The sequence below is a fragment of the Roseomonas sp. CAU 1739 genome (genome assembly GCF_039839775.1).
Lineage (GTDB): Bacteria > Pseudomonadota > Alphaproteobacteria > Acetobacterales > Acetobacteraceae > Neoroseomonas.
Genome location: NZ_JBDOQQ010000003.1, coordinates 385,994 through 411,610 on the forward strand (window position 1 = coordinate 385,994; position 25,617 = coordinate 411,610).

General features: G+C 69.8%; 30 protein-coding genes. 17 read left to right on the forward strand and 13 right to left on the reverse strand.

The features are described from left to right. Position 1 precedes the first annotated feature (1 nt). From AAFN86_RS07965 to AAFN86_RS07995, 7 genes are all read left to right on the forward strand, one after another. A complete protein-coding gene (locus AAFN86_RS07965; protein ID WP_347542752.1) occupies positions 2–283 on the forward strand; it encodes a (2Fe-2S)-binding protein in 282 nt (93 codons plus the stop codon). Then, positions 280–1,692, forward strand: a complete 1,413-nt coding sequence (locus tag AAFN86_RS07970) for an NAD(P)/FAD-dependent oxidoreductase (protein WP_347542753.1) — start codon at positions 280–282, stop codon at positions 1,690–1,692. The genes AAFN86_RS07965 and AAFN86_RS07970 overlap by 4 nt, the downstream gene beginning before the upstream one ends. Further along, positions 1,689–2,801 (forward strand): FAD-binding oxidoreductase, encoded by a 1,113-nt coding sequence (locus tag AAFN86_RS07975; protein WP_347542754.1) that lies wholly within the window; start codon positions 1,689–1,691, stop codon positions 2,799–2,801. Before AAFN86_RS07970 ends, AAFN86_RS07975 begins: the two co-directional genes overlap by 4 nt. Next, positions 2,798–3,568, forward strand: coding sequence for a glucose 1-dehydrogenase (locus AAFN86_RS07980; protein ID WP_347542755.1), 771 nt, complete (start codon positions 2,798–2,800; stop codon positions 3,566–3,568). Before AAFN86_RS07975 ends, AAFN86_RS07980 begins: the two co-directional genes overlap by 4 nt. Beyond that, positions 3,568–4,767, forward strand: a complete 1,200-nt coding sequence (locus AAFN86_RS07985; protein WP_347542756.1) for a CaiB/BaiF CoA-transferase family protein — start codon at positions 3,568–3,570, stop codon at positions 4,765–4,767. Before AAFN86_RS07980 ends, AAFN86_RS07985 begins: the two co-directional genes overlap by 1 nt. Positions 4,768–4,802: 35 nt before the next feature. Further along, positions 4,803–5,768, forward strand: a complete 966-nt coding sequence (locus AAFN86_RS07990; protein WP_347542757.1) for a tripartite tricarboxylate transporter substrate binding protein — start codon at positions 4,803–4,805, stop codon at positions 5,766–5,768. 115 nt (positions 5,769–5,883) lie between these two features. Then, a complete protein-coding gene (locus tag AAFN86_RS07995) occupies positions 5,884–6,285 on the forward strand; it encodes a transposase family protein (RefSeq protein ID WP_347542758.1) in 402 nt (133 codons plus the stop codon). A 65-nt stretch (positions 6,286–6,350) separates the two neighbouring features. Here AAFN86_RS07995 and AAFN86_RS08000 read toward each other — a convergent pair whose 3' ends face one another. After that, positions 6,351–7,259: a DMT family transporter gene (locus AAFN86_RS08000; protein ID WP_347542759.1), complete on the reverse strand. Its 909-nt coding sequence runs from the start codon at positions 7,257–7,259 to the stop codon at positions 6,351–6,353. A 123-nt stretch (positions 7,260–7,382) separates the two neighbouring features. Here AAFN86_RS08000 and AAFN86_RS08005 point away from each other — a divergent pair, with 123 nt between their 5' ends. From AAFN86_RS08005 to metC, 4 genes are read left to right on the forward strand one after another with little or no spacing between them, the layout of a single operon-like run. Then, the gene (locus AAFN86_RS08005) at positions 7,383–8,024 is read left to right on the forward strand and encodes an NUDIX hydrolase (protein WP_347542760.1); all 642 of its coding nucleotides are present in this window, start codon (positions 7,383–7,385) and stop codon (positions 8,022–8,024) included. Continuing rightward, on the forward strand, positions 8,025–8,747 hold the full coding sequence (locus tag AAFN86_RS08010) for an alanyl-tRNA editing protein (protein ID WP_347542761.1): 723 nt from the start codon (positions 8,025–8,027) through the stop codon (positions 8,745–8,747). It abuts the gene before it with no gap. 5 nt (positions 8,748–8,752) lie between these two features. Then, positions 8,753–9,595, forward strand: a complete 843-nt coding sequence (locus AAFN86_RS08015) for a sulfurtransferase (RefSeq protein ID WP_347542762.1) — start codon at positions 8,753–8,755, stop codon at positions 9,593–9,595. A gap of 2 nt (positions 9,596–9,597) precedes the next feature. Further along, positions 9,598–10,800 (forward strand): cystathionine beta-lyase, encoded by a 1,203-nt coding sequence (gene metC / locus AAFN86_RS08020; protein ID WP_347542763.1) that lies wholly within the window; start codon positions 9,598–9,600, stop codon positions 10,798–10,800. 105 nt (positions 10,801–10,905) lie between these two features. Here metC and AAFN86_RS08025 read toward each other — a convergent pair whose 3' ends face one another. From AAFN86_RS08025 to AAFN86_RS08050, 6 genes are all read right to left on the reverse strand, one after another. Further along, on the reverse strand, positions 10,906–11,571 hold the full coding sequence (locus AAFN86_RS08025) for a YopT-type cysteine protease domain-containing protein (protein ID WP_347542764.1): 666 nt from the start codon (positions 11,569–11,571) through the stop codon (positions 10,906–10,908). A gap of 141 nt (positions 11,572–11,712) precedes the next feature. After that, positions 11,713–12,033, reverse strand: coding sequence for a glycine zipper domain-containing protein (locus tag AAFN86_RS08030; protein WP_347542765.1), 321 nt, complete (start codon positions 12,031–12,033; stop codon positions 11,713–11,715). A gap of 15 nt (positions 12,034–12,048) precedes the next feature. Then, entirely contained in the window at positions 12,049–12,462 is a 414-nt protein-coding gene (locus AAFN86_RS08035) for a Rap1a/Tai family immunity protein (RefSeq protein WP_347542766.1), read from the reverse strand. 428 nt (positions 12,463–12,890) lie between these two features. Beyond that, positions 12,891–13,124, reverse strand: a complete 234-nt coding sequence (locus AAFN86_RS08040; protein ID WP_347542767.1) for a YMGG-like glycine zipper-containing protein — start codon at positions 13,122–13,124, stop codon at positions 12,891–12,893. Between the two features lie 16 nt (positions 13,125–13,140). After that, complete coding sequence (locus AAFN86_RS08045) at positions 13,141–13,581, reverse strand: Rap1a/Tai family immunity protein (RefSeq protein WP_347542768.1); 441 nt, start codon at positions 13,579–13,581, stop codon at positions 13,141–13,143. Positions 13,582–13,740: 159 nt separating this feature from the next. Beyond that, positions 13,741–14,208: a transcriptional repressor gene (locus AAFN86_RS08050; RefSeq protein ID WP_347542769.1), complete on the reverse strand. Its 468-nt coding sequence runs from the start codon at positions 14,206–14,208 to the stop codon at positions 13,741–13,743. A gap of 45 nt (positions 14,209–14,253) precedes the next feature. Here AAFN86_RS08050 and hisI point away from each other — a divergent pair, with 45 nt between their 5' ends. The 6 genes from hisI to lpxB all read left to right on the forward strand — a co-directional run bounded on the left by hisI (position 14,254) and on the right by lpxB (position 19,546). Beyond that, complete coding sequence (gene hisI / locus AAFN86_RS08055; RefSeq protein WP_347542770.1) at positions 14,254–14,661, forward strand: phosphoribosyl-AMP cyclohydrolase; 408 nt, start codon at positions 14,254–14,256, stop codon at positions 14,659–14,661. 154 nt (positions 14,662–14,815) lie between these two features. Further along, positions 14,816–15,859 carry a GTP-binding protein gene (locus AAFN86_RS08060; protein ID WP_347542771.1) on the forward strand — a complete coding sequence of 348 codons (1,044 nt, stop codon included), beginning with the start codon at positions 14,816–14,818 and terminating at the stop codon, positions 15,857–15,859. 67 nt (positions 15,860–15,926) lie between these two features. After that, entirely contained in the window at positions 15,927–16,871 is a 945-nt protein-coding gene (locus AAFN86_RS08065; RefSeq protein ID WP_347542772.1) for a formylglycine-generating enzyme family protein, read from the forward strand. A gap of 40 nt (positions 16,872–16,911) precedes the next feature. Then, complete coding sequence (locus AAFN86_RS08070; RefSeq protein WP_347542773.1) at positions 16,912–17,511, forward strand: GNAT family N-acetyltransferase; 600 nt, start codon at positions 16,912–16,914, stop codon at positions 17,509–17,511. Further along, positions 17,508–18,395 (forward strand): carbon-nitrogen hydrolase family protein, encoded by an 888-nt coding sequence (locus AAFN86_RS08075; RefSeq protein ID WP_347542774.1) that lies wholly within the window; start codon positions 17,508–17,510, stop codon positions 18,393–18,395. Before AAFN86_RS08070 ends, AAFN86_RS08075 begins: the two co-directional genes overlap by 4 nt. Continuing rightward, positions 18,392–19,546, forward strand: coding sequence for a lipid-A-disaccharide synthase (gene lpxB / locus AAFN86_RS08080; RefSeq protein WP_347542775.1), 1,155 nt, complete (start codon positions 18,392–18,394; stop codon positions 19,544–19,546). The genes AAFN86_RS08075 and lpxB overlap by 4 nt, the downstream gene beginning before the upstream one ends. 361 nt (positions 19,547–19,907) lie before the next feature. Here the strand turns inward: lpxB and AAFN86_RS08085 are convergent, their stop codons facing one another. The 6 genes from AAFN86_RS08085 to AAFN86_RS08110 form a co-directional block, all read right to left on the reverse strand. Continuing rightward, positions 19,908–20,303, reverse strand: coding sequence for a RidA family protein (locus AAFN86_RS08085; protein ID WP_347542776.1), 396 nt, complete (start codon positions 20,301–20,303; stop codon positions 19,908–19,910). Between the two features lie 14 nt (positions 20,304–20,317). Continuing rightward, positions 20,318–21,286 carry a tripartite tricarboxylate transporter substrate binding protein gene (locus AAFN86_RS08090; RefSeq protein WP_347542777.1) on the reverse strand — a complete coding sequence of 323 codons (969 nt, stop codon included), beginning with the start codon at positions 21,284–21,286 and terminating at the stop codon, positions 20,318–20,320. Positions 21,287–21,536: 250 nt separating this feature from the next. Continuing rightward, on the reverse strand, positions 21,537–22,310 hold the full coding sequence (locus AAFN86_RS08095; RefSeq protein ID WP_347542778.1) for an SDR family NAD(P)-dependent oxidoreductase: 774 nt from the start codon (positions 22,308–22,310) through the stop codon (positions 21,537–21,539). A gap of 94 nt (positions 22,311–22,404) precedes the next feature. Further along, a complete protein-coding gene (locus tag AAFN86_RS08100; RefSeq protein WP_347542779.1) occupies positions 22,405–23,298 on the reverse strand; it encodes a 2-dehydropantoate 2-reductase in 894 nt (297 codons plus the stop codon). Between the two features lie 130 nt (positions 23,299–23,428). After that, the gene (locus AAFN86_RS08105) at positions 23,429–24,232 is read right to left on the reverse strand and encodes an aldolase/citrate lyase family protein (protein WP_347542780.1); all 804 of its coding nucleotides are present in this window, start codon (positions 24,230–24,232) and stop codon (positions 23,429–23,431) included. A 317-nt stretch (positions 24,233–24,549) separates the two neighbouring features. Next, on the reverse strand, positions 24,550–25,617 hold the full coding sequence (locus AAFN86_RS08110) for a 2-dehydropantoate 2-reductase (protein WP_347542781.1): 1,068 nt from the start codon (positions 25,615–25,617) through the stop codon (positions 24,550–24,552).

The window sequence follows — 25,617 nt, forward strand, 5'->3', positions numbered from 1 at the left end:
CATGGCGGGTGATCTGCGCATCGGCAACGACCTGACCCGCGGCCCTCGCATCCGCTTCCGTTTCGACGGGCGCGACCTGGACGGGCATGCGGGGGAGAGCCTTGCCGTCGCGCTGCTCGCTGCCGGCATCCTTGCCATCCGCAGCGGCGTTGCGGGCGATCCGCGCGGTGCCTTCTGCGCCATGGGGATCTGCCAGGATTGCCTGGTGCGGATTGACGGCGTGCCGGTCGAAGCCTGCCGCACCGTCTTGCGCGATGGGCTGGTGGTGGAGCGAGTGTCGTGAGCGATGCGCGCTGCGATCTTGCCGTGCTGGGTGCCGGACCGGCTGGTGCGGCGGCGGCGCTGGAAGCCGCATCCCTGGGCCTCTCGGTCGTGCTGCTCGACGAAGCGCGGGATGCCGGCGGACAGGTCTTTCGTGCGCCGACGCATGGTGCAGCCGAGGAAGCCGAAGGCGACACGCTGCGTGCAGCCCTGGCCGCGTCATCCGTGGATTGCCGTTTCGCACGACGTGTCTGGACGCTGGAACCCGGCTTTCGCATCGCAGCCCTCGGCCCCGACGGATCGGAACGGATCGAGGCCGCGACGCTGATTGTCGCGACCGGCGCGGTGGAACGTCATATTCCGACGCCGGGCTGGACCCTGCCCGGCGTCTTTGGCCTGGCCGCGGCAACCATCCTTTTGAAGGCGGAACGCGTGCTGCCGGGGCGGCGCGTGGTCGTCGCCGGCACGGGCCCGCTGCTGTACCTGGTCGCCGCGAAGATCCTCGCCGGCGGCGGCACGGTCGCAGCAGTGGTGGATGCGCGGCCGCGCGGTGCCTGGTTGGCTGCCGCCGGGGCGCTGGCCGCGCGGCCGGATCTCGCCGCGCGTGGTCTCGGTTGGATGGCGCGGCTGGGCGCCGCGCGTGTGCCAATTCTGGCCGGCCACGCCGTCACGATGATCGAGGGTGATGCTACCGTATCGCGCGTGACGGTCGCGCCGCTGGCGGCCGACGGCACGCCACGCGGCGACGGCGTTCGCAGCTTCGATGTGGACTCACTCTGCCTCGGCTATGGGCTGGTGCCGGCGACCGAAGCGACGCGGTTGCTCGGCGCCCGCCATGCCTTCGACGCCGCGCGCGGTGGCTGGCTGGCCGAGACGGACGCGATGCAGGCGACCAGCCTGCCCGGCGTGTTCGCCTGTGGCGACGGTGCGGGATTGGCGGGTGCCGCGGCCGCACCGTTGTCGGGCCGTATCGCGGCGATCGGCGCGGGGCGGCATCTCGGACGCATCGCGGAGAACGACGCCGCCGCGCGCGTCGAGCCACTGCGCGTCGCGCATGACCGCGCCGCACGGTTCGGCCGTGCCATGACCGCACTCGCCACGCCGCCCGCCGGGCTGCTTGCCCTGATGACGGCGGAGACGATGCTCTGCCGCTGCGAGGCGGTGACGCGCGCCACGGCCAGCGCCGCCATCGCCGGCGGCGCGCGGACACTGGGCGACCTCAAGGCCGCCACGCGCTGCGGCATGGGGCCGTGCGGTGGCCGCCTGTGCGGCGAGGCCGCCGCAATGCTGCTGGCACATGACACGCGGCAGGATCGCGCCGCCATCGGGCCAGCCACGGCGCGCCCGCCGTTGCGCCCCGTCCCGCTTGCCGCGCTGGCCGGTGCCTTCCGCTACGAGGACCTCCCCATCCCGGAACCCGCGCCGCTGTGACCGCGCCCTTCGACACCGACCTTGCCGTCATCGGCGGCGGCATCATGGGCTGCGCCGCGGCGATCCAGGCGGCGGGCGGCGGGATGCGCGCGCTGGTGGTGGACCAGGGCGAGATCGGCGGCGGTGCCTCCGGCGTGAATGCCGGCACGCTGTCGCTGCAGATCAAGCGCGTGAAGCTCATGCCCTATGCCTTGCGTGGCCGCGCGCTGTGGGAGGAAGCCGGCGACGCCGTCGGCTATCATCGATCCGGCGGATTCACCCTGGCCTTCACGGAGCGCGAGGAAAAGCTGCTGCTGGAGCGCAGCGCATTGAAGCGGGAGGCCGGGGCGCCGATCGAGATCGTCTCGCCCAGCCGCGTCGCGCAGGAGGAACCCGGCCTGTCACGCCGCGTACGCGCAGCGAGTTGGTGTCCGCTCGACGGCTACGCCAATTCCAGCCTGACCGGCAGCTATTATCGCGCACGGATGGATGCGGCGGGCGTGCCGTATCGCCAGTTCTGTCGTGTCACCGCCATCGAGCGCCTGTCGCGGGGTTTCCGGTTGGATACGAACACCGGACCGATCCGCGCCACGCGGCTGCTGATCGCCTGCGGCGGCTGGATGAAGATGGCGGCGGCGATGATCGGGCTCGACATCCCCGTACGCGCGCGGGTGAACACCGTGGCAGTCACCGAACGCGGTCCCCGCCTGGTCAACAGCGTGATCGGCCACGCAACCGGGCTGCTGACGCTGAAGCAGAAGGCCAATGGCACGATGCTGATCGGCGGCGGCTGGCAGGGCGCCGGCACGCCGGAGGAAGGCCGCACGCGCGTCGTCGCGGATACGCTGCTGCCGAACCTGCGCCTCGCGCAGTTCACCGTGCCGGGCCTTGCCAGTTTCCGCGTCGTGCGGTCCTGGACGGGGTTCGAGGCCAATGTGCCCGATTTCTACCCCCTCGCCGGCGCCGCGCCGCGCGTGGCCGATGCCTTCCTGCTCGGCTGCGTGCGCGGCGGCTACACCATCGGTCCCTATATCGGCCGGCTGATGGGCGACTTCATCCTCGGCCGCGAGCCGGAAATGCCGCTGTTCGACCCCGCCCGATCCTACGCCACGGAGCCCGTCCCCGCATGACGACACACAGCCTTGCCGGCCGCACGGCGATCGTGACGGGGGGCGGCACCGGCATCGGCCGCGCCATTGCCGAGACCTTCGCCGCCGCCGGTGCCCATGTCGTCGTCGCCGGACGCAGCCTGGCGACCATCGAACCCGTCGCCGCGCGCATCGGGGGCATCGCCATTGCCTGCGACGTCACGCGCCTTGCGGATGTCGAGGCGGTCTTCGCGACCGCCGCACGGAAGACCGGCCGCGTCGATGTGCTGGTGAACAATGCCGGGCAGACCGGCCCGGTCGGCGGCATCGCCGATGTCGATCTCGACGCCTGGCGCGACTGCATCGAGACCAACCTGTTCGGCGCCATGCATTGCCTTCGCGTCGCCGCCCGCGTGATGGGCGAACAACGTGGCGGGTCGATCATCAACATGTCGTCGCGCATGGGGCTGCATGGCTACCCGATGCGCACCGCCTATTGCGCGACGAAATTCGCGCTGATCGGCATGACCGAGGCTGTGGCGCGTGAGATCGGCCCGCTTGGCGTGCGCGTCAATGCGCTGTGCCCCGGCGCGGTCAGCGGCGAGCTGATGGACCGCGTCATCGCCCGCCGCGCCGAAGCCGAGGGCCGACCGCCGGAGGAGATCATCCGCGCCAACTACACCGACAGTGCCGCGCTGCGCCGCTGGCTGTCGCCGGAGGAGGTCGCCACCGCCGCGCTGTTCCTCGCCTCCGATGCCTCCTCGGCCATCACCGGGGAGAGCATCAAGGTGGATTGCGGACGCTTCTGATGCGCGCGCTGGACGGCTTCCGCATCCTCGACTTCAGCCATGTGATCGCCGGGCCTTTCTGCACGGCGCAACTGGCCCTGCTGGGCGCCGAGGTGATCAAGGTCGAGGAACCCGTCGCCGGCGACTACATGCGCGGCCGCGGCGGCGACGATGCGCTGCGCCGCGCCGGCATGGGCGACCATTTCGCCGTGCAGAACGCCAACAAGCGATCCATCACCATCAACCTTCAACACCCGGAAGGCCGGGCGCTGGCGCAGCGCCTTGCGCTGAACGCCGATGCGGTGGTGGAGAATTTCCGCCCGGGCGTGATGGCGCGGCTCGGGCTCGACTATGCGACGCTGTCGGCGATCAATCCGCGGCTGGTGATGTGCTCGCTGAGCGGCTTCGGCCAGCAGGGGCCACTGGCCGGGCGACCCGTCTACGACAACGTCGTGCAGGCCTTCAGCGGGCTGATGGCGATGACCGGCACGACGGCATCCGGCCCGCTCAAGGCCGGCGCGCCGGTTCTGGACTATGCCTCCGGCACCATGGCGGCCTTCGCGTTGACCGCGGCGCTGCTGCGCCGGGAACGCGCCGGCCGGGGCCAGCACATCGATGTCTCCATGCTGGACACCGCTTTCCTGCTGATGGGGCCGGTGATCTCCTCGCTGCTCAATGGCGGGCGCGCGCCGCGACTGCATGCCAATGAACACGCGCTCGCCGCTGCCTCCTGCTACGAGGCCGCCGATGGTGCGCTGATCATGCTCGGCGCCTGCACGCAGCGGCAGTTCGAGACGCTGTGCCGGCTGATCGGGCGCGCGGACCTGCTGGACGATCCGCGCTTTGCCGATGTGCGGCGGCAGGATCCGCATCGCACCGCGCTGGCGACGATCCTGGCGGATGAGATGCGCCGTCGCCCGGCCGCGGCATGGGAAGCGCTGCTCGCCGACCATGTCCCCGCCGCGCGGGTGCGCAGCCTGGCCGAGGCGCTGGCCGATTCCGACGCGGCAGGGCGCGGTGTCGTGGCCGATGCGCCATGGCCTTCGGCGTCCGGCCGCATCGCGATGCCGTTGGCCGCGCATCACGCCAACATCGATGGCCCGGCACTGGATCGCGCGCCGCCACGCCTCGGCGAGGACACTGACGCCGTGCTCCGCGAAGCCGGCCTTGATGACGACGAGATCACCGACCTGCGCGCATCGGGTGCGCTCGGCCGATGACACCACCACCGAACCCGCACATGGAGGATGGCTGCATGTCCCTGCATCGACGCCAATGGCTCGCCGCGCTTCCGGCCCTGACCATCCTGCCCGGCGCCGCACACGCCCAGGCCTGGCCGACGCGCCCCGTGCGCTTCCTGGTCGGCTTTGCCGCCGGCGGGACGATCGACATCGCGGCGCGGTTGCTGGCCGAAAAACTATCGCCGGTCTGGGGCCAGCCGGTGGTGGTCGAGAACCGCGCAGGCGCCGGCGGCACCATCGCCGGCCTTGCCGTCGCGCGTGCCGATCCGGACGGGTACACGCTGCTGGTTTCCTCGGCCGCCGAGGTGGTGGTCGCGCCCTTCACCCAGGCCGGCCTCACCTACAATCCGCAGACCGACCTCACGCCGATCAGCTTGATCGCGCGCAATCCCTTCGCGCTGGTCGTCACCGCCGGGCTGCCGGCGCAGACGCTGCCGGAGTTGATCGACCTGTCGAAGCGCCAGCCGCTGACCTATGCGAGTTCCGGCGTCGGCACGACGACGCATTTCGTCGGCGAGCTGTTCAAGCTGCGCGCCGGCGTGGACATTGAGCACGTGCCCTATCGTGGCACGGCACAGTTGCAGACGGACCTCGTCGCGGGGCGCGTGCAGATCGCCTTCGACGCCGTCTCGGCGGTGCTGCCGCATGTCCAGGCGGGACGGTTGCGCATGATCGGCCTCGCCACCGCGGTGCGCTCGCCGCAAGCGCCTGACGTGCCGACACTGTCGGAGCTTGGCCTGACGGGGTTCGTCGGCGGCGGCTGGGCCGGCTTCATGGGGCCTGGCGCGTTGCCGGCGCCGCTCGCTGCGAAGTTGGAAGCCGATGTGCGCGCCGCCATGCAGCAGGGTGTGGGGGCGGAGTTGGCGCGGCGCGGCTTTGACCCCGTCGGCAGCACCAGCGCCGAGTTCCGCGCCTTCATCGCCGAGGAAGTGGCACGCTGGGGAGATGTGGCGCAGCGAGCAGGTATTCGGCCAGCCTAGACGCGGTAGGCTGTGGGGCGGCCTAAATGACGTGCTCTGACTCGATTTCCGTGCAGGTGAGCTGACGACGGCGTTGCCGGCGCGTAGGTGGTGAGGCCAACCCCGAGGCTTCGCCGTGCCCGACCCTGACCTTCATTCGGTCATTCCGGTCGGACTGCTGCCGGATGAGGTCGAGATCAGTAGCGAACGCGTCGTAATGACGGTGCGAAGCGCCGTGCTGGAGGGCTGCTGTCCTGACTGCGGCAACCGCTCGGCGCGGGTGCACAGCCGCTACGTGCGTCACCTGCTCGATCTCCCGTCGCATGGCCGAGGCGGGAGCACGACGCTGGAGATCCGCGCCGCCCTCCGAGGGGAGGGCCTGTCGCATGTCAAGCATTACACGAGAAGGGCGGAGCAGATGAGGTCGATCAAGGCGGCGGTGGTGCGGCTGGCACAGACATCACATCCGCTGGCGCAGACGAGAAAACTCAAAGATCAGAGTGTGATGGCCGCGGGTGCGAAGGCACCGGAGGTCTGATTCACGCGATCAAGCAACAGGTTGAAGCGCGGTGGGTGAACCAATGTGAACCAATCATGCTCCAATCAACGCCGTACACCCAGCACTACCTCCCGGTGCCAGATGTAGATCCCGGCGCCGACCAGCACGGCGATGCCGGCGAAATCCCACCCATCCGGTAGTTCCGCCCAGATGAAGGCGCCGAGCGCGGTGGTCCAGACGATGCCGGCATATTCGAAGGGGGCGAGCAGCGTCGCCTCCCCGGTGCGATAGGCGGTGGTCATCAGCACCTGCGCCAAGGCCGAGACCAGCCCGATACCCGCCAACAGCGCCCATTCCAGCGGTGTCGGCCAGATCCATACCGGCGCCGCGGCGATGCCGGCCACCACGGCCGAGGCCACCGCGAACCACACGACTATCGCGACTGAACTCTCCCCCGCATCGCCCATCTGGCGAATGGTGATCATCGCCAGCGCCCAGCCCACCGCACCCAGCAGGCACAGCAGGATCGCGAGGCCGGATTCGCCGATCCCTTCCGCCCCCGGTCCGACCATCAGGACCACCCCGCAGAAGCCGACCAGCACGGCAAGGCCGCGCCGCCAGCCGACGCTTTCGTGCAGCAGCGGCACCGACAGGATGGTCAGGAACAGCGGCATGGTGAAGCCGAGCGCGGTGACCGTCGCGATCGGCAGGTGCACATAGCCATAGAAGGACCCGACCATGCCCATCATGCCGAACAGCGTGCGGGCGGCGTGGCTCATCGGGTTGCGCGTCGTCAGCGCGGCGAAGCCGCCCGATGCCAGGACCACCGGCAACAGCGCCGGCAGGGCGAAGACGTTGCGGAACAGGATGACCTCGGCGACCGGGATGCGGCCGCCGATCGTCTTGGCGAAGGCGGCGGAGATCGCGAAGGCCGCGGTCGCGCAGATCAGCAGGATGATGCCGCGCCGCTGCGCGCGGGCGCTGGCATGGATGTCGGCGGGGGCGTCGCTCATGGGCGGCGCCGGTGGCTGCCACGGCCGTTGGTCCGGCCTTGCTCGATGACGCGCAGCATCCCCTCCCCGGCCTGGCCCCGGTGCATGGACGGACCCTGCGACCAAGGGTAGGGTCCGCCATCCATGAGCGCCAGACCTCCCAAGGCGAAGCCGATCCCCGCATATCCCGGCCTGACGGTGCTTTCCGACGAGGTGGTCTGGGAGGGGCGCTTCCCGTTGCAACGCGTCCGCTTCCGCCGTCGCCGCTTCGACGGTGCCGAAGGCGGCGTGCTGACCTGGGAATTGTGGCGACGCGGCGGGGCCGTGGCGGTGTTGCCGTGGGACCCCTGGGCAGGTCGCGTGGCGCTGATCGAACAGTTCCGCCTGCCGGCGCTGGCCGCCGGGATGGATCCGGTGATGGCCGAATGCGCCGCCGGGCTGCTCGAGGATGGCGAGGACCCGGTCGATGCCGCGCGGCGCGAATTGGCGGAGGAGACCGGGTTGGTCGCCGACCGGATCCTGCCGATCGGGCGGTTCATCCTCAGCCAGGGCGGCTGCGACGAGGTGATCACCCTGTTCCTCGCCCGCACCCGCCTGCCCGAGCCCGGCCATGCCGGCCACCACGGCCTGCACAGCGAACATGAGGATATCCGCCTGCTGGTGCTGGACGCGGACGACGCCATCGCCATGCTGGACGACAATCGCATCGCCAATGCCACCGGCGCGCTGTGCCTGGCGCAGTTCGCACGCCGGCGCGCGGCGCTGCTGAAGGAATGGACCGCCTGAATGCCGACCGAACTCGCCTATCGTGACGATGCCTATACGCGCGAGATCGCGGCGCGCATCGTCTCCGCCGCGCCGGATGGCGTCGTGCTGGATCGCACCGTGTTCTACGCGCGGGCCGGTGGCCAGCCGGGCGACGCCGGCGTGCTGCGCTGGGATGGCGGCGAAATGGCGGTGAGCGAGGCGGTGAAGGGCCCCGACGACACCGTGCTTCACGTCCCGGCACCGGGCGCCGTGCTGCCCGAACCGGGCACGCTCGTCGCTGCGGTGCTCGACTGGGGCCGCCGCCACCGCTTCATGCGCATGCACACCTCGATGCACCTGCTGTGCAGCCTGATCCCCGGCGCCGGCGTGACCGGCGGGCAGATCGCCGTGGAGAAGGCGCGGCTCGACTTCGACCTGCCGGACCCGCCGACCAAGGAAGCCCTGACCGAAGGACTGGCCGCGCTGGTCGCCGCCAATCACGCGATCAGCGAGACCTGGATCAGCGATGCGGAGCTGGACGCCAATCCGACCCTGGTGCGCACGCTGTCGGTGCAGCCGCCGCGAGGGTCCGGCCGCATCCGCCTGGTGCGCATCGGCGATGAGGCCGCCCCGGTTGACCTGCAACCCTGCGGCGGCACCCATGTTCGAGCGACCGGGGAGATCGGCCGCGTCGAAGTCATCAAGATCGAAAACAAGGGCAAGGCGAACCGGCGCGTGACGCTGGTCCTCGCCGGGGAGTGACGCCGATGGAGATGCTGGTTTCGACCGAATGGCTGGCCGGGGAACTCGGCAAGCCGGACCTGGTGGTCCTCGATTGCTCGACCTTCCTGCCGGGCGAACCCGGCAACAAGCACGACGCCTTCCGTACCGCGCATATCCCGGGTTCGCGCCTGTTCGACATCGACAAGATCGCCGATGACGAGACCGACCTGCCGCACATGGTGCCCACGCCCGCGAAGTTCGCGCGCATGGTCGGCGCGCTTGGCGTGTCGAACGACAGTCGCGTGGTGTTCTACGACCAGCACGGGCTGCGCAGTTCGCCGCGCGGCTGGTGGATGATGCGGCTGTTCGGCCACGACAACGTCGCGGTGCTGGATGGCGGGCTGCCGGCCTGGAAGAAGGAAGGCCGCGCGGTCGAGACGGGCGACGTCCCTGCCCCGGCGGCCGTGACCTTCGTGCCGGATTTCCGCGCATCGATGCTCAAGGGCATCGGCGACATCAAGCAGATCGTGGCCGACGGCTCGGCGCTGATCATCGATGCCCGCGCCAAGGGGCGCTTCGACGGCACCGCGCCGGAACCGCGCGCCGGCCTGCCATCCGGCCACATGCCGGGTGCGGCAAATGTCCCGTCCAGCGAGATCGCCGGCGCGGACGGCAAGACCAAGGACCCATCCACGCTGCGGGCGCTGTTCGCCGCGGCGGGGGCGACGGGCGGCAAGCCGGTCGTGACCTCCTGCGGGTCGGGCGTTACCGCCTGCGTGCTCGCCTTCGGGATGGTGCGCGCCGGCCTGCCTGAACCCGCCGTCTATGACGGGTCCTGGACCGAATGGGCGTCCCGCCCGGAAACAACCAAGGAAAAGACGGCCTGATCATGCCCCACGACATCTCAAAGCCGCATCGCACCGAAGGCTTCGCCACTCGCATGTCCCATGCCGGCCGCGCCGGCACCCATGCGCATGGTTTCGTGAACCCGGCCGTGCATCGCGGATCCACCGTGCTGATGCCGAATGTGCGGTCGCGCAAGGAATTCGCCAAGGACCGCTTCAACCGCGTGATGACCTACGGCACCGCCGGCGGTCCAACGCATTACGCCCTGGAAGACGTCATCGCCGAGATCGAGGGCGGCACGCGCTGCGTGCTGGTGGGCACCGGCCTCGCCGCCGTCACGGTGCCACTGATGGCGTATCTGAAGACCGGCGAGCATTGCCTGATGCCCGACAGCGTCTATGGCCCCGGGCGCAACATCGCCACCGGCCTGATGGCCGCCTATGGCATCGAGACGACCTTCTACGACCCGACCATCGGCGAGGCCGAGATCGCCGCGCTGATGCGCCCCAACACCAAGGTCGTCTACACGGAAAGCCCCGGCAGCCACACCTTCGAGCTGCAGGACATCCCGGCGATCGCCCGCGCGGCGCATGCCGGCGGTGCCAAGGTGCTGATGGACAACACCTGGGGCATCCACAATTTCATGCCGTTCCAGCACGGTGTCGATGTCTCGATCCAGGCACTGACCAAGTATGTCGGCGGCCATTCAGACGTGCTGTTGGGCTCGATCACCACGAACACCGAGGAAGACTACCTCATCGTCCGCACCGCGGCCGGGCAGATGGGCCACTTTGCCGCCCCCGACGATTGCTGGCTCGCGCTGCGTGGCGCCCGCACCATGCCGGTGCGCCTCAAGCACCAGGAGGCCAGCGGGCTGGCCGTGGCGAGCTGGTTCGAGAACCGCGCAGAGATCCAGCGCGTGCTGCATCCCGGCCTGCCCTCCCACCCGCAGCATGCGTTGTTCAAGCGGGATTTCACCGGGTCGTGCTCCCTGTTCGGCATCGTCTTCCAGCCGCACTACACCGAGGAACAGGTGTTCCGTTTCATCGACAGCCTCGCGCTGTTCGGCATCGGCGCATCCTGGGGCGGGTATGAGAGCCTCGCCCTGCCCACCACCGGCTTCATCACCCGCACGGCGACGTCCGACGATCTCGGCGGCTTCACCGTGCGCATCCATATCGGGCTGGAGGATGTAGGCGACCTGCTCGCGGATCTGGACCAGGGGCTGGCGACGCTGCGGTCATGACGGCGTGGGGGGGGAGCGCACCCCCCCGCTTCGCCTGGATCGCGCTGGTCGCCGTTCGAGTGCTTCGGCGAGGACTGCCGCGATGGCTGAACCGCGATCCGCCCGTCAGGACTTGGAATCGATGAAATACGCCGTGAAGTCCTCGATGTATTCATCCTGAACCGAGGCGACGAAGCTCTCCAGGCTGCTCAACTGCTGGAACGCCACATAGCCGTGGTTGGAGTCGAAGAAGGCGTAGTTGTTTCGGTCGAAATTGACGATGGCACCGATCGTGTGGGATCCCCCACCCAGCTTCGCCATGTAGATCGGCTTGTAGAGGCAGCCCGCAGTGCCGTGCCGTTGGACGACATCCTTCGCCAGGGAACCGAAGCCGCCGAAGATGCTGGGGAAGAACGGGCTGTCGACGGACTCGAAGCCGGATGACTTGTACATGTCGTCCTCGGCCGAACGCCGGAACGCGCCGAGGACGCTCCCGAAGCTCATGTTCACCTGGGCATTCGGGTCGGTCGTCCCCAGCGCGCTCATCATATAGGCGGTCTGGATCTTCATGATCGCCTGGGCGCCATCGTTCGACCGGACCCACTTGAAGAAATCCGGCGGAGACCTCGAATTCTTGCGGTATTCGAACAACTGGGTGGTGAGGGCCATGCACACGCCCGGGCTCGTCATCGGCGTGTTGCCCACATAGTCAGAGAATTCGCTCATCCAGTCCTTCTGGATGAAGCCGATGTTGATGTACGCGTCATCGGGCGGGTTCTCGGGCCAGGGCATGAGGCGCTCCACCTGCGTGATCTAAAATCGCCAGTGGAACAACCCTGCGGCAGGACTCAATTGCATGCAACCCGACGGGGCCCCGGGTCGCGTCGCGCCACAGCGGTGGGCGGGGCATGCGGATGCTGCCCCGCCACGCTGTCAGTTCGAGCTTCGGGCCTGCCGCTCGCCGCTCTGCACGCCGCGCTGATACGCCGCATCCAGTTGCTGCTGGCGCCGTTCCGCCGCCTGGCGTTCGGCGACCTGGTGCTGGTTCCACAGATACCCGCCGACCACGCCCACACCGGCGCCGATCAGCGCGCCCACCCCGGCATTGGCGGTGAAGGAGCCGATCGCCGCACCCGCCAGCGCGCCACCGGCGCCGCCGAGCAGCACGTCGCGCCCACCGGGCGTCATCGAATCACCCGAGCAGCCGCCAAGGCCGAGGGCCAGGGCCGCGGGAAGAAGGACCATCTTGCGCATCTTGGGCTCTCCGTCTCAGCGCGCGCCGCGGCGCGCGGGCGGCTGCGGGCAGGGATAGGTGGCGATGAACCAGCGGGCGAGCCCGTCCACGGCGAGTTCGTTCGCCGCCTGGGGATTGGCCTGCGCCCAGGTGGCGAAAGCGGCCGCGGCCTGCGCACCCGTCGGTGCCGGGTTGGGCACGCAGAACAGCGGGCGGTGGCGCGTGCCGGGCTGGGTCAGCGCCGCATGATACTGCGCGAAGCCGCCAATGAAGCCGCGGCACAGCCCGTTGGATTCCGCGTAGCCGGAGGCACCGGCGGGCGTCGCGCAGAGGGCGGCGAGCTCGGCCACCGTCGCCGTGTTCGAACCGCGCCCGGCCGGCGGCGTCTGCGCCATGGCCGGCGCCGCAGCCAACAGGGCCGCTGCCGTGAGAATGGTCTTGAAGCGCATGTCGGTCTTGTCCTTCCGTCGCGCGATTGGCACCCCGGGCAAGACTCGGGACGCGCGCGCAGTGTCCGACGGGGCGGAAGGGGACGGCAACGGGGGAACGGTGCGACGCGGGGCCGGAGGGGCAACTCCCTCATCGGTACGGCTTGGCGGCGTCTCGGAGAGGGGCTTTGCCCCTCTCCGAACCTCACCCCACCAAAGGCTTAAGGCCTTTGGAAACCCCGACCTGGTGCCGGGCGGGGCTGTTGTTCACCCGGGGAAACGTGCCTTGCGCACCGCAGCATGAAATCCCCTGGGCGGCGGGCGCCTGCAGGCGACACGACATGCCCCTGCCCGGCGCCAAATCCCCGCGGTCCAGGGGCCCGTTGGCCCCTGGTGGGGTGGCTTGGAGGGGCAAAGTCCCTCCAACTGTCCAGACCGGGCCGCCCCGTCTACCGCTGACGACTGTTGCTGATCGCATATCCGGACACGCCGCCGACGCCCGCGCCGATCAGCGCGCCCCAGCCGGCATTGCCCGACAGCGACCCGAGGGCGGCGCCGCCGAGCGCGCCGATGCCGGCCCCCGTGGCGGTCGCACGCTGGTTCTCGGTCATGCCTTCGCAGCCGGCGAGGCCGACGCCGAGCAGCAGCACGGCGGCGATGCGGAGGGGCTTCTTCGTCATCATGGCGTTGTCCTCCGGTTCAGCGGCGTCGCGCGGCGGGCGCCGCCGGGCAGGGATAGGTGGCGGCGGCGAAGCGCAGCACGCCCTCGGCGGCACGCGCGCCGGAATACTGCTGGTTGGCCGCGGCCCAGGAGACGAAGTCCCCGGCGACGCGGTCGAGGGTCGGCGTCTGCTCCGGCAGGCAGAAGATCGGCCGCTGGGCGCGCGGGCCGGTGGTGTAGAGCGAATGCGTCTGCCCGATGGTGACCAGCGCGGCGAAGCAGGCCGGGCGGAGCGCCATCGCATTGGCGTTGTCGGCCGCCGGGCCGCACAGGCGAGCCAGGTCGGCGGTGGTGAAGCCGGCGGGGGCGCCGCCGGCGGCCTGGCCCTGCGCCAGGGCGGGCGATGCGGCGATCGCGCCGGCGAGCACGAGGGCCAAGCCCCCGCGCGGCAGCATCCGGGAGGGTGTGAGGGAAGCCATGGTTCGCGTTGTCCTCCTGGCCGGGACCGGAATGGCCCTCGGCGTAGTGCGTCCTGCCGGCCCATGGTTACTGCGGCGCGGGGCCGGCGCAATGACATTGCGCAAATCGATGGGACGCGAGCAGCAGCGCCGGGACGCGGGGCAAAGCGTGGCGCCGCGCTATCCGGCCATGCAGCGCGCGCAGGTGCCCTCGATCTCGACCACCGCCTCGGCCAGGGCGAATCCCTCGCGGCGCGCCGCGGCCTCGATGGCATGGGCGATGCCGTGGTCGGCGATTTCGGCGGTGGCACCGCAGCGGCGGCAGATCAGGAACTGGTGCGGGTGGTGGTGTTCGTGGGCATGGCCGTGGCCGGCGTCGATGCAGCCAATATAGGCGTTGAGCCGCTCGAGCTTGTGGATCAGGCCCTGTTCCAGCAGGAAATCCAGTGCGCGATAGACCGTGGGCGGCGCCGCGCCGGGCCGCGACACCTTGAGCCGGTCGAGCAGCGCATAGGCGCCAACCGGAGACGACGCGTCGAGCACCAGTTCCAGCACCTGCCGGCGCAGCGGCGTCAGTGTCGCACCGCGGCGCAGGCAGACGGCCTCAGCCTCGCGCAGGGCGGTCTCGCGTGTCATCGCCTCGGCCATGCCTGCTCCTCGCCAATGGTCCCGGGGACACTATATCGTAACGCGATGACCAGCACCGCCCCGGACGCCACCGCCGCCCTGATCGCCGCCATCCGCTTCGATGTCCAGGGCCTGGTGCCCTGCATCGCCCAGCAGCATGACACCGGCGAGGTGCTGATGATGGCCTGGATGAACGCCGATTCAGTCGCCGAGACGCTGGCGACGGGCCGCGTCTGCTACTGGTCGCGGTCCCGCAAGGCGCTGTGGCGCAAGGGGGAGACCTCGGGCCAGCAGCAGCGGCTGGTGGATCTGCGCGTGGATTGCGATGGCGACACGCTGCTCGCGCTGGTCGACCAGGATGGCGTCGCCTGCCACACCGGGCGGCGCAACTGCTTCTTCCACGCCATCCGCGACGGCAAGCTGACCGAGATCGCCGCCCCGCTGGTCGATCCGAAGACGCTGTACGGCGCATGACCCGCACCCCCTCGGCCCGTTGTCCTGCAGCGGGCCGGCAGCGCACGGTGCGACCGCGCCCGGACAGCGCGCGGCCTCCCATGCGACGGCGCATGGCGCGCCGGGCAGGCGCGCCGGCGCCTGGGGCCGGCAATGACGCCGACGGACCGCGCCGATGAGGCGAGAGAAGATACCAGTCACGGTGCTGACCGGCTTCCTCGGCGCCGGCAAGACCACGCTTCTGAACCGGCTTCTCAAGGCGCCGGAGATGGCCGGAAGTGCCGTGCTGATCAACGAATTCGGCGAGATCGGCCTCGATCACCTGCTGGTCGAGCGGCTGGACGACGACGTCGTGCTGCTCAATGCCGGCTGCCTGTGCTGCACGGTGCGCGGGGACCTGGTGCGGGTGCTGCGGGACCTCGCCATCCGCGCCGAGGGCGGCCAGGACATCCGCCGCGTGGTGGTGGAGACGACCGGCCTCGCCGACCCAGCACCGATCCTGCAGACGCTGATGACCGATCCGATGGTGCTGTCCGCCTTCCGGCTGGACGGGGTGGTGGCGCTGGTCGATGCGGTGGCGGGGATGGCCACGCTCGACACCCAGGTCGAGGCAGTGAAGCAGGCGGCGATGGCCGACCGGCTGGTGCTGACCAAGGCCGACATCGCGGATCCGGATGCCGTGTCGGCACTGGTGGGACGCCTTGCGGCGCTCAGTCCAGTGGCACCTCTGCTGTGGGCCGAACAGGGCACGATCGCCCCGGCGGCGCTGCTCGACGCCGGCGGCTTCGACGTCGCCGGGCGCATCCCCGCGGTGGCGGGCTGGCTCGCCGCCGAGGCGGCGCACGGCCATCACCACCACCACCACCACGATCCCAACCGCCACAATCCGGGCATCGAGGCCTTCGGGCTGGTGTTCGATACGCCGCTCCCCTGGGATGGCGTGGCCACCTGGCTCGAGATGCTGGCGCTGACGCGCGGCGACTCCATCCTGCGCGTGAAGGGGCTGCTGAACATCGCGGGGGAGGACCGGCCCGTTGTCGTGCATGGCGTGCAGCATGTTTTTCATCCGCCAGCGCGGCTCGCAGCCTGGCCCCGCGATCACGACCGCAAGTCGCGGCTGACGCTGGTCCTGCGCAACCTGCCCCGCGCCGTGGTCGAGGAGGGCCTGGCCGCCTTCGTGCTGGCGGGACGGGAATCGATGCAGACCCGGCCCCGTTGACCGTGGCAAAGCATATCGGCGCACCGCACGACTGCGTTACGCTGCGCCCGAAACTGGAGCCCCGGATGTGAAGATTCCGTTCCTGGCGGCGATCGTCTTGCTGCTGCCGCTGCTCGGCGACGTCCATGCGCAGGTGCCACCGCACACATTCAGCGACTGCGCCGACTGCCCCGAGATGGTCTCCCTGCCCGGTGGCAGCTTCACCATGGGCGTGCCGCGCGGGGAGGAAGAACGCGAGGGCGTGCCCTTCGACCTGCGAGGCCGGTCGGAACCGCAGCGCCGCGTCATCATCGCCCCGGGGCTGGCCATGTCGCGCACCGCCGTGACGCTGGGCCAGTTCGCCGCCTTCGTCGCCGCGACGGGTCATGCGCCGGGGTCCGGCTGCTGGGCTTTCGTCAACAGTGGCGCGACCTACGAATACCAAGAAGCCCCGACGCTCAACTGGCGCAACCCGGGCTTTGCGCAGAAGGATGACCATCCGGTCGTCTGCGTCAGCTGGATTGATGCGCAGGCCTATGCGCGATGGCTCGCGACCACCACCGGCAAGCCGTATCGTCTGCCGAGCGAGGCGGAATGGGAATTCGGCGCCCGCGCCGGCACCACGACGGCGCGCTTCTGGGGGGATACACAGGCGCCGGCCTGCGAGTATGGCAATGTCGCCGACCTGTCCCTGGCCGAGGCGCTGAACCTCGACCGGCGGCCGCAATTCACCTTTCGCTGCTCCGACCGTCACGTCTACACCGCGCCGGTCGGCAGTTTCCGGCCGAACGCCTTCGGGCTGTACGACATGCTCGGCAATGTCTGGCAATGGACGCTTGATTGCCTGAACCCGACGCTGGAGGGCCAGCCGGTCGATGGCTCGCCGCGGCTGACCGGCGACTGCGCCAACCGGTCCATGCGCGGCGGTTCCTGGAGCCACCTGCCCTGGTACGTGCGCGCCGGCAACCGCGTGCGCGGCACGGCGGCGGACCGCTACAACTTCGCCGGCATCCGGGTGGTGCGGGACCGGTAGCCCCCTTCCCCGCCGCGGGCCCGGCCCCTATGGATCGGGCATGACGCCCGCCCCCCTTCGCTTCGAGACCCTGCGCGGCGACGCGCTGCGCGCCTGGTTGCCGCGCCTGGTAGGGCTGCGCGTCGCGGTGTTCCGCGACTGGCCGTATCTGTATGACGGCTCCCCCGGCTACGAGGAGACCTACCTCGCCGCCTATGCCGACAGCCCCGGCGCGGCGGTGATCGTGGCGATCGACGGGGATCGTGCGGTGGGCTGTGCGACCTGCCAGCCGATGAACGAGGCGCAGGCGCGGGTGCAGGCGGCCTTCCGCGGGCGCGGCCTTGACCCGGCACGCTACTGCTATTTCGGCGAGAGCGTGCTGCTGCCGGCGTATCGTGGCCGCGGCGCCGGGGTACGCTTCTTCGAGATGCGGGAGGCGCATGCGCGCTCGCTCGGCCTGCCGGCGGCTGCCTTCTGCGCGGTGACGCGCAATGACAACGATCCCCGCCGGCCGAAGGACCATGTCGCGCTCGATGGCTTCTGGGGTCGGCGCGGCTATGTCCGGCGCGCCGATGTCTCCGTCGTCTTCGACTGGCAGGAGGTCGGCGACGACCGGGCGACGCCGCATGCGCTCGGCTTCTGGGTGAAGGACCCGCTGTGAACGCGCCGATGCGCCTGGGGCTGCTGCAATACGGCGTCGGGCGGCCCGGCTCGGTCGCCGACTTCGCGCAGGCGCTGGAGGAACGGCTGGAGCACGGGCGCGCGGGCGCCGACCTGCTGGTGTTGCCGGAATATGCCTGCGTCGAACTCGGCGCGGCGCTGGCCGGCGGGGATGCGGCGGATGAGGCCGGCGAACTGGCCGCCGTGGTCGCGGCCGCGCCGGACATCCTGGCGGCAATGCGCCAGGCGGCGCGGCGGCTTGGCGTTTGGCTGCTGCCGGGCACGCTGCCGGTGCGCCGGCCGGATGGGCGCGTGGTCAACCGCGCACCGCTGATCGATCCCGATGGCCGCATGGCCGTGCAGGAAAAGCGCGCCATGACACGGTTCGAGGCCGAGCGCTGGGGCGTTGCCCAAGGCGCCGATCCGGGCGTGTTCGACACGCCCTGGGGGCGGATCGGCGTGTCGGTCTGCTACGACGTGGAATTCCCCAAGCATGTGCGCGTGCAGGTCGAGGCCGGCGCCTGGGTAGTCCTTGCACCGTCCTGCACCGACACGATGCATGGCTTCAACCGCGTGCGCATCGGGGCCGCCGCGCGGGCGATGGAGAACCAGTGCTATGTCGCCATCACGCCCACCGTGGGGCTCGCGCCCTGGTCGGCCGCGCTGGACGTGAACCGTGGCCATGCGGCTGTGTTCGGGCCGGTGGATCGCGGCTTCCCCGAGGATGGCGTGCTGGCGCGCGGGGCGCTCGACATGGAGGAATGGGTGTTCTGCACACTGGACCCGGCGCGGCTGACCGCGGTGCGCGACGATGGCCAGGTGCGCAACCATCGCGACTGGCCATCCCGGCCCTTCGCCGCGCCGATGCCGGCGGACTTCGCATGACGCGGGTTCATGTCGTCGCCGGGGAGGCCTCGGGCGACGTGCTCGGCGCGCGGCTGATCGCCGCCCTTCGCGGGCGCCGGCCGGACCTGGAATTCAGCGGCATCGGCGGGCCGCGCATGGCCGAGCAGGGCGTGGCGAGCCTGTTCGACTATCGCGAACTGGCGCTGATGGGGCTGCTGGAAGTGCTGCCCAAGATCTTCCGGCTGAAGCGGCTGATCAACGAGGCTGTCGCCGACATCGCCACGCGCCGCCCCGATGTGCTGGTGACGATCGACAGCCCCGGCTTCACGCTGCGCGTGGCCGAACGGGTGAAGCCACTCGGCATCCCGGTGGTGCATTACGTCGCCCCCCAGGTCTGGGCCTGGCGTCCCGGCCGCGTGGTGAAACTGAAGGAGAAGGTGGACCGCATCCTCTGCCTGCTGCCCTTCGAGCCGATCTTCTTCGAGAATGCCGGCATACCCGTGACCTTCGTCGGCCACCCGGTACTGGAAAGCGGGGCGGATCGCGGCGATGCCGTGCGCTTCCGCGCGATGCATGGGCTGGGCGCGGAAGACTGCCCGGTGATCGTCATGCCCGGCAGCCGGCGGATGGAAGCGCAGCGCCTGCTGCCGGTGTTCGGCGGCGCCCTGCGGCTGGCGGCGCAGCGGCTGCCCGGGCTGCGGCCAGTGCTGCCGGTTGCCCCCATCGTCGCCGAGGCGGTCCGCGCGGCGGCCGCCGACTGGCCGGCGACGCCCATCCTGGTCGATGGCAACGACGCCAAGCACGACGCCTTTGCCGCTGTCGCGCAGTCCCAGGGGGCGGGGCTGATCAAGTCCGGCACATCGTCGCTCGAAATGGCGGTGGCCGGTATTCCGCATGTCGTCGCCTACCGGCTGAACCCGATCACGGCGGAAATCGCTCGACGGCTGGTCAAGGTGCCGCATGCCTCGCTGGTCAACCTGCTGGCCGAGCGCGAGGTGGTGCCCGAACGCATCCAGGGCCCGTGCACGCCGGAATCGCTGTCGGAGGCACTTCTGCGCCCAATGCTGGACCCGGCGGTGGCGGCAGCGCAGCGCGTAGGATTCGCCGAGGCGCTGGCCAGGCTGCGGGCGCCGGAGGGACTGCCTTCGGAGGCCGCGGCGGTGGCGGTGCTGGGCATGATCGGCGCGTGAGCCGACATCATCGGCGCAAGGACAGCGTCGCGGTGGAACGGTACGCGGGCTGGAGGGCACCGCACTGTCTGCGCAAAAGCGAAGTGGAAGAATTGGAGGGGCCTCGCCCCTCCAAGCCACCCCACCAAAGGCCGACGGGCCTTTGGAATGCGGGCTTTTGGCGGTGGGCAGGAGGCGTGTTTCGATGCTGGGGCTCACGCGCCGCGCCCGGCGTCGTGACGAAGTTGAGCCGTCGGGCACGAGGGGCGCCCCTCAATGGCAACCGCAGCCGCGCCCTGCGCCCAGTGGAGGTTCCCAAAGGCCTTAAGCCTTTGGTGGGGAGAGGTCTGGAGAGGGGCAAAGCCCCTCTCCAATCCCGCCCTCAAGCCTCGGCGATGCAGTCGATCGAGACGAGGAAATCAGGATGCGCGAGATGCACCGATTCCGTCGTCTGCCGCGCCGGAAAATTCCCTTCGGCAAACCATGTCCGGAAGGCCGCGTCGAATTCGGCATAGCGCGTCAGGTCGGTCACCGCGACGTTCATCTTCACAGCACGGTCGAGCGAGGAGCCCGCTTCTTCCAGGATCGCGGTGATGTTGCGCATCACCTGATGGACCTGCGCGGTGAGGTCGCCCTTGTCGATCTCGGCGGTCATGCGGTCGGCGCCGCGAAAGGGCGTGGCGCCGGTGACGAAGACGAAGCCGTTGCACTTCACGGCATGGGAGACCCCGGAACGCATCGGCGTGACGCGCGGGGAGGTGATGACGTCTCGGGCCATGGGCTGTTGGGTCCTCAATCCTGGGTCAGGCCGATCTCGCCGATCAGTCGGCCCAGCCTTTCGTTGTCACGACGGATATGCGTGGCGAGTTCCGCCGGGTCCAGCGGAAAGGGTGCCACGCCAAGCGGCATCTTCTCGGCAAAGGCCGGGTCGTTGACGGTGGCGAGGAATTCCACCGAGGCCGCCTGCACGATCGGCGCCGGCGTGCCCTTCGGGAAGAACAGCCCTGACCAGGCATTGAGCATCGGCACGTCGGGTGCGGCCTCGCGGAAGGTCGGGATGTCGGGAAAGTCGGCGCTGCGCTGTGTGCCGTTATAGGCGATGGGCCGCAGCGTGCCGGCCTTCATGTGGGGGACGGTGATGGAGGCGGAATCCATCGTCATCTGCACGCGATTGGCGAGCAGGTCGGTATTGGCCGCCGCGCTGGTGCGATACGGCACGTGCTGCGCCGGGAAATCGAGGCCGCGCCGCAACGTCTCGATGTTCAGATGCGGCACGGTGGCATTGCCCGGCGAGCAGTAGAACAGCGGATTGTCGGCCGGGCGCGCCCGTGCGTAGGCCACGAGTTCGGCAAGGTTCGTCACCGGCAGCGCGGCATTGACCGCCAGGTAGGCGCTCGACACGTAGACGCCCGCCGCGGGAATCAGGTCGGTGAAGGGATCGTAGCGCACCGCCTGGCGCGCGGCATGCGGCGCAATCGTCAGCGCAGCGGCCGAGACCATGCCAAGCGTGCTGCCATCCGCCGGTGCACGAACCAGATTGTAAGCGCCGAGCGTGCCGCCCGCACCCGGCTGGTTGTCCACCACCAGCTGCCGGCCGCCACGCGCGGCGAGCGCATCGACGAAGACGCGCGCGACCTGGTCGGTGATGTTGCCGGCCCCATAAGGCACGATCATCTTCGTCGTGCCGCGGACGCCCTGGCCGCGCGCGAGCGTCGGAACCGCGGCGCAGGCGGCGAGCAGTGCGCGGCGGTCGATCATCATCGCGTCAGCCCCTGCGAGTTGATGCGGCAATCTTCGGTGCGGTGCAGCAAGTCGTCAACCGCAGCCGGGCGGCGGAAGCGCCGCTTTGCCCGAATACTGCCTGCCAAGGGAATGGGTGTCCCGCGGCGGCAGCGCCGAAACCCGGTGGCCACCCTGCGCCGTCGACCGAAGGCAGGGCGGGCCAATGTCCGCCATCCTCCGTTCGACGATCATCGCACGTCGCATCGGTGACCCAAGGCCACCGGTGCGATCAGACATGCGTGATGCTGCCGCCATCCTCCAGCCAGTTCTGGCCGGTGACGAAGGACGACGCGTCCGACAGCAGGAAGCAGATCAGCGGCGCGACCTCTGCCGGCGTGGCGATGCGGCCAAGCGGGATGCGTGCCAGCGTCCTTTCGCGGAAGCGGTCGGAACGCACGGTTTCCGTCATCGGCGTCTCGACCGTGCCGAAGCCGACGGAATTCACACGGATGCCGTAGCGCGCCCATTCCAGCGCCCCGGTCATGGTGATGCCGAGCACGCCGGCCTTGGCCGCCGCGTAGTTGACCTGCCCGATCGACCCGCGCTTGCCGGCGGTGGAGGAGATGTTGACGATCGCGCCCGCAACCGTGTCCCCCGCGCGGGCGCGGCTGATCATATGGCGGCCGACCGCCTGCTGCATCAGATGCACCGCCGTCAGGTTCACATCGATCACCGCCTGCCATTGCGGCACGGTCATCTTCTCGATCATCGCGGGGCGGGTGATCCCGGCGTTGTTCACCAGGCCGTGCACGGCACCAAAATGGGCGACGGCGTCATCCACCACGCGGGCGCAGAATGCCTCATCAGTCACGTCGCCCTGGACAGCGAGGGTGTGGTTGCCGCCCAGCGCCTTGGCGACATCGGCGAAAGTCTCGGGGTTGCGCTCGACCATCACCAGATTGCCGCCGAGGTCGAGGACAAGCTGCGAAATGGCGCGGCCGATCCCCTGCCCGGTGCCTGTGACGATGATGGTGCGGCCCGTCAGATCCATCGGGTTGTGCATGCGGTGTTCCCTTCCCCTCGGGTGTCGTTGGGGGAAGCGTCGCGCGCAAGCAGGGCGCTGGCAAGAGCGCCCCAACCGATCGGTTGGGCCGCCTTCAGCCGCGCGGGGCCTCGGCCGCCTTGACCAGCGTATGCAGCACGCGATTGGCCGGGGTGGGAATGCCCAGCGCCGCGCCGCGGCGCATGACGAGGCCGTTGAGGTGGTCGATCTCGGTCGGCTTGCCGAGCGCGATGTCCTGCGCCGTCGAGGATTTCTGCCCCGGCATCGTCGCCGCGAGGCCGAGCACGGATTGCTCGATTTCCGGTGCCACGGTCACGCCCGACGCCCGCGCCACGGCGACGCATTCGCCCACCACGTCGCGCATCACGTCAGCGACGCCTTCCATGGCCAGCAACCGGCCATAGGGCCATTGCGTCAGCGCCGAGAGCGCATTGTAGGCGCAGTTGACGATCAGCTTCGCCCACAGCGCGTCGATGGCATTGGCGGAGACGGTGGTGGGGATGCCGGCGGCGCCGAAGCGCGCCACGATCTCGGCATCCCTGCGCGACGGGCCGATCACCAGGTCGCCGCGTCCATGATGCCGAACGTGGCCAGGCCCGGCCATGCCGGTGGCGACGTAGACGGCAACCGGCACCACCTCCCCGCCGATGGCCGCGCGCAGCCGGTCGGGATTGTCCACGCCGTTCTGCAGGCACAGGATGGTGACGTCCGGGCGCAGATGCGGCGCCATCGCGCGGCCCACCGCCTCGGTATCACCGGATTTCACGCAGAACAGCACGACGTCGGCACCGGCGACGCCCTCGATCTCGGTGGTGGCAGCCATCGGGACGGGGATGCGGTCGGTGCCGATCTCCAGCAACAGGCCGCGCTCGTTGACCGCATCGACATGCTGACTGCGGCCGATCAACGTGACGGGCAGGCCCGCGCGGGCCAGCATCCCGCCATAGTAGCACCCGACCGAGCCGGCCCCCATGACGGCGATCTTCACGACCTGAGCCTCGCCTCGATCACGACATCGACCAGCATGGTGCCTCCCTCCCACGGTTCCGGGCCATCGGCCACGATGTTCGCAGCGCTGGCCTGCTCGGTCCAGCGCGTGATCTGCCGTCGGGCCGGCCTCAGCCTGTCAATGCATGCACCTGCTTCGCCTTGGCCGCGCAGGCTTCCGCGAGGAAGCCGAGATCCGTACCGGTCGAGACATAGCGAGCGCCCATGCCGACGATCTGCGCGACGAGGTCCGGCCGGGAGGCGAGGCCGCCAATGCCGACATGCTTTCCACGGCTGCGGCAGGCGCCGATGATCCTTTCATAGGCCTCGCGCACGCGCGGGTGGTCGAAGGCGCCGGGGATGCCCATCTCGGCGGTCAGGTCGTTGGTGCCGACCAGGATCATGTCCACGCCTTCGACGGCGGCAATCTCCTCGACCTTCTCCAGCGCCTCGACGCTTTCGACCATCGGGATGACCATGGTCGCGGCATCCAGCACAAGGTTCGCCTCCCGCGCCGGATAGGCCCTGAAGCCGAATTGCGGCAAGTGGCCGGCGGCGGAACGATGGCCAAGCGGCGGGAACTTCGCCATCTCGACGACGCGCCGGGCTTCATCCGCCGAATGAACATGCGGCGCGATGATGCCGAGTGCACCGGCATCGAGCACGCGCCCCACGAATTCCGGCGAGAGTGCCGGCACCCGCACCAGCGGCGTGATGCCGGCCGCGAGCGCCGCCATGCAGACCTGCCCCGTCATGTCGAGCGTGAGCGGCCCGTGTTCCATGTCGACATAGAGGCTGTCGAAGCCCGCGCTTGCGGCGATCTGCGCGATCTCGATCCCGCGCACGAGGCGCACGGTCATCGAGGCGACGACCTCGTCCCGCGCGAGTTTCTCGCGAACGATGTTGCGCAAGGCGTCGCGTGCGGTCGCTGGCATCCGGGCGTTCTTCCCCAACAGTTGCACCGACTGTGTTGGGAAGGGTGCCGGGCGTCAATGCGGGCCGGCTACCCTCCTGACGACAGCATTGGCTGATAGGGAGTTCGTGCCGGTGGTGTCCGGGGCTGCCGCACGAAGCCGGCTGACACAATCTCGTCTAAGCAGGCGGACAACGAGGTGAAGGGCGGCATCACGAAATACCAGCCGGAATCGCAATAGGCGACCTCCGCGCCGCGTCGAAACTCGATCGTCTCCCGGACACAGCCCACCGGCGGGAGCATGAGCGACAGCGTGGAGGATCGTACAGGCGCCCGGGCCTAATTCAGCCGCAAGTCCCGGATCAGGTCGGGGGAAGCGGCAACCTCGCCGCGCTCGACGCGCTTCACGATCTCGGTCAGCGCGGCGTTGGCCGGGGCGGCGATGCCGATCTCCGCACCACGCGCGACGACGAAACCGTTGAGGTATTCGATCTCGGTCCGCCGGCCCTTCATCATGTCCTGGCCCATGGACGCGCGATGCGCCCCGCCGCCCGGCTTCTGCGTATCGGCCAAACGTTGCGCGTCATAGGCGGCGCGGGCGGCGTCATCGCCCTCACCCGCCTTCGCGATGATCTCGGCGTCGAGATGCAGGATCTCCTCAAGGTCGTAGCCGAGCGCCTGACCGACGCGGATCGCCTCCGACCCCAGCCGCGCGGCGAAGGCGCGGATGGCGTCATCGGCGGTCGCTTCCTTGGCCAGCAGCCCGGTCGCGGCGGCGATGCCGTTGCCCATCACGTTCGCCACCAGCTTCGACCAGCGCTCACCCCACAGGTTGTTCGTGGTCAGCGCGGAATCCGAAAGTGCCACCAGCGAGGTGATGTATTCCGCGCGTGGTGAAATCCGCCCATGCGGCTCGCCGACACGATAGACGGTGTGCGACGCGCCAGACTTGCCGGCCGCCCGCTTCACCAGCCCCGGCGCGGACAATTCCACTGTGATCAGCGACGCGATCGCCCCCAACACCCGGCCCCAGCCGACGACGCCGGCGATCACTTCCTCATTGATGCAGTTCTGCAGCGAGACAATGTAGCCGCCCGGTGCCAGATACTGCGCAATCATCGCCGTCGCCCAGGCCGTGTCGTAGGACTTCATGCAGACGAAGGCGATATCGACCGGCTTCTGCTTCGCGAAGGACTGCAATTCGGTCAGGTGGATCGCCTTCACCGGCACGGTGAAAGCCGGCACGTCCTTCAGGTGCTCGATGGTCAGGCCGCGCGAACGCATCGCCTCCACATGCTCGGGCCAGGGGTCGATGAAGGTCACGTCGTGGCCGGCCTGGGCCATGTAGGACCCCGCGTAACCTCCGACCGCGCCGGCGCCGACGATGGCGATGCGTGGCTTGTCCAT

Coding starts and splice junctions, on each gene's coding strand:
- AAFN86_RS07965 (WP_347542752.1), top strand. CDS start 2: ATGGCGGGTGATCTGCGCATCGGCAACGACCTGACCCGCGGCCCTCGC.
- AAFN86_RS07980 (WP_347542755.1), top strand. CDS start 2,798: ATGACGACACACAGCCTTGCCGGCCGCACGGCGATCGTGACGGGGGGC.
- AAFN86_RS07985 (WP_347542756.1), top strand. CDS start 3,568: ATGCGCGCGCTGGACGGCTTCCGCATCCTCGACTTCAGCCATGTGATC.
- AAFN86_RS07990 (WP_347542757.1), top strand. CDS start 4,803: ATGTCCCTGCATCGACGCCAATGGCTCGCCGCGCTTCCGGCCCTGACC.
- AAFN86_RS08000 (WP_347542759.1), bottom strand. CDS start 7,259: ATGAGCGACGCCCCCGCCGACATCCATGCCAGCGCCCGCGCGCAGCGG.
- AAFN86_RS08005 (WP_347542760.1), top strand. CDS start 7,383: ATGAGCGCCAGACCTCCCAAGGCGAAGCCGATCCCCGCATATCCCGGC.
- AAFN86_RS08010 (WP_347542761.1), top strand. CDS start 8,025: ATGCCGACCGAACTCGCCTATCGTGACGATGCCTATACGCGCGAGATC.
- AAFN86_RS08015 (WP_347542762.1), top strand. CDS start 8,753: ATGGAGATGCTGGTTTCGACCGAATGGCTGGCCGGGGAACTCGGCAAG.
- metC (WP_347542763.1), top strand. CDS start 9,598: ATGCCCCACGACATCTCAAAGCCGCATCGCACCGAAGGCTTCGCCACT.
- AAFN86_RS08025 (WP_347542764.1), bottom strand. CDS start 11,571: ATGCCCTGGCCCGAGAACCCGCCCGATGACGCGTACATCAACATCGGC.
- AAFN86_RS08030 (WP_347542765.1), bottom strand. CDS start 12,033: ATGCGCAAGATGGTCCTTCTTCCCGCGGCCCTGGCCCTCGGCCTTGGC.
- AAFN86_RS08035 (WP_347542766.1), bottom strand. CDS start 12,462: ATGCGCTTCAAGACCATTCTCACGGCAGCGGCCCTGTTGGCTGCGGCG.
- AAFN86_RS08040 (WP_347542767.1), bottom strand. CDS start 13,124: ATGATGACGAAGAAGCCCCTCCGCATCGCCGCCGTGCTGCTGCTCGGC.
- AAFN86_RS08045 (WP_347542768.1), bottom strand. CDS start 13,581: ATGGCTTCCCTCACACCCTCCCGGATGCTGCCGCGCGGGGGCTTGGCC.
- AAFN86_RS08050 (WP_347542769.1), bottom strand. CDS start 14,208: ATGGCCGAGGCGATGACACGCGAGACCGCCCTGCGCGAGGCTGAGGCC.
- hisI (WP_347542770.1), top strand. CDS start 14,254: ATGACCAGCACCGCCCCGGACGCCACCGCCGCCCTGATCGCCGCCATC.
- AAFN86_RS08060 (WP_347542771.1), top strand. CDS start 14,816: ATGAGGCGAGAGAAGATACCAGTCACGGTGCTGACCGGCTTCCTCGGC.
- AAFN86_RS08070 (WP_347542773.1), top strand. CDS start 16,912: ATGACGCCCGCCCCCCTTCGCTTCGAGACCCTGCGCGGCGACGCGCTG.
- lpxB (WP_347542775.1), top strand. CDS start 18,392: ATGACGCGGGTTCATGTCGTCGCCGGGGAGGCCTCGGGCGACGTGCTC.
- AAFN86_RS08085 (WP_347542776.1), bottom strand. CDS start 20,303: ATGGCCCGAGACGTCATCACCTCCCCGCGCGTCACGCCGATGCGTTCC.
- AAFN86_RS08090 (WP_347542777.1), bottom strand. CDS start 21,286: ATGATGATCGACCGCCGCGCACTGCTCGCCGCCTGCGCCGCGGTTCCG.
- AAFN86_RS08095 (WP_347542778.1), bottom strand. CDS start 22,310: ATGCACAACCCGATGGATCTGACGGGCCGCACCATCATCGTCACAGGC.
- AAFN86_RS08105 (WP_347542780.1), bottom strand. CDS start 24,232: ATGCCAGCGACCGCACGCGACGCCTTGCGCAACATCGTTCGCGAGAAA.
- AAFN86_RS08110 (WP_347542781.1), bottom strand. CDS start 25,617: ATGGACAAGCCACGCATCGCCATCGTCGGCGCCGGCGCGGTCGGAGGT.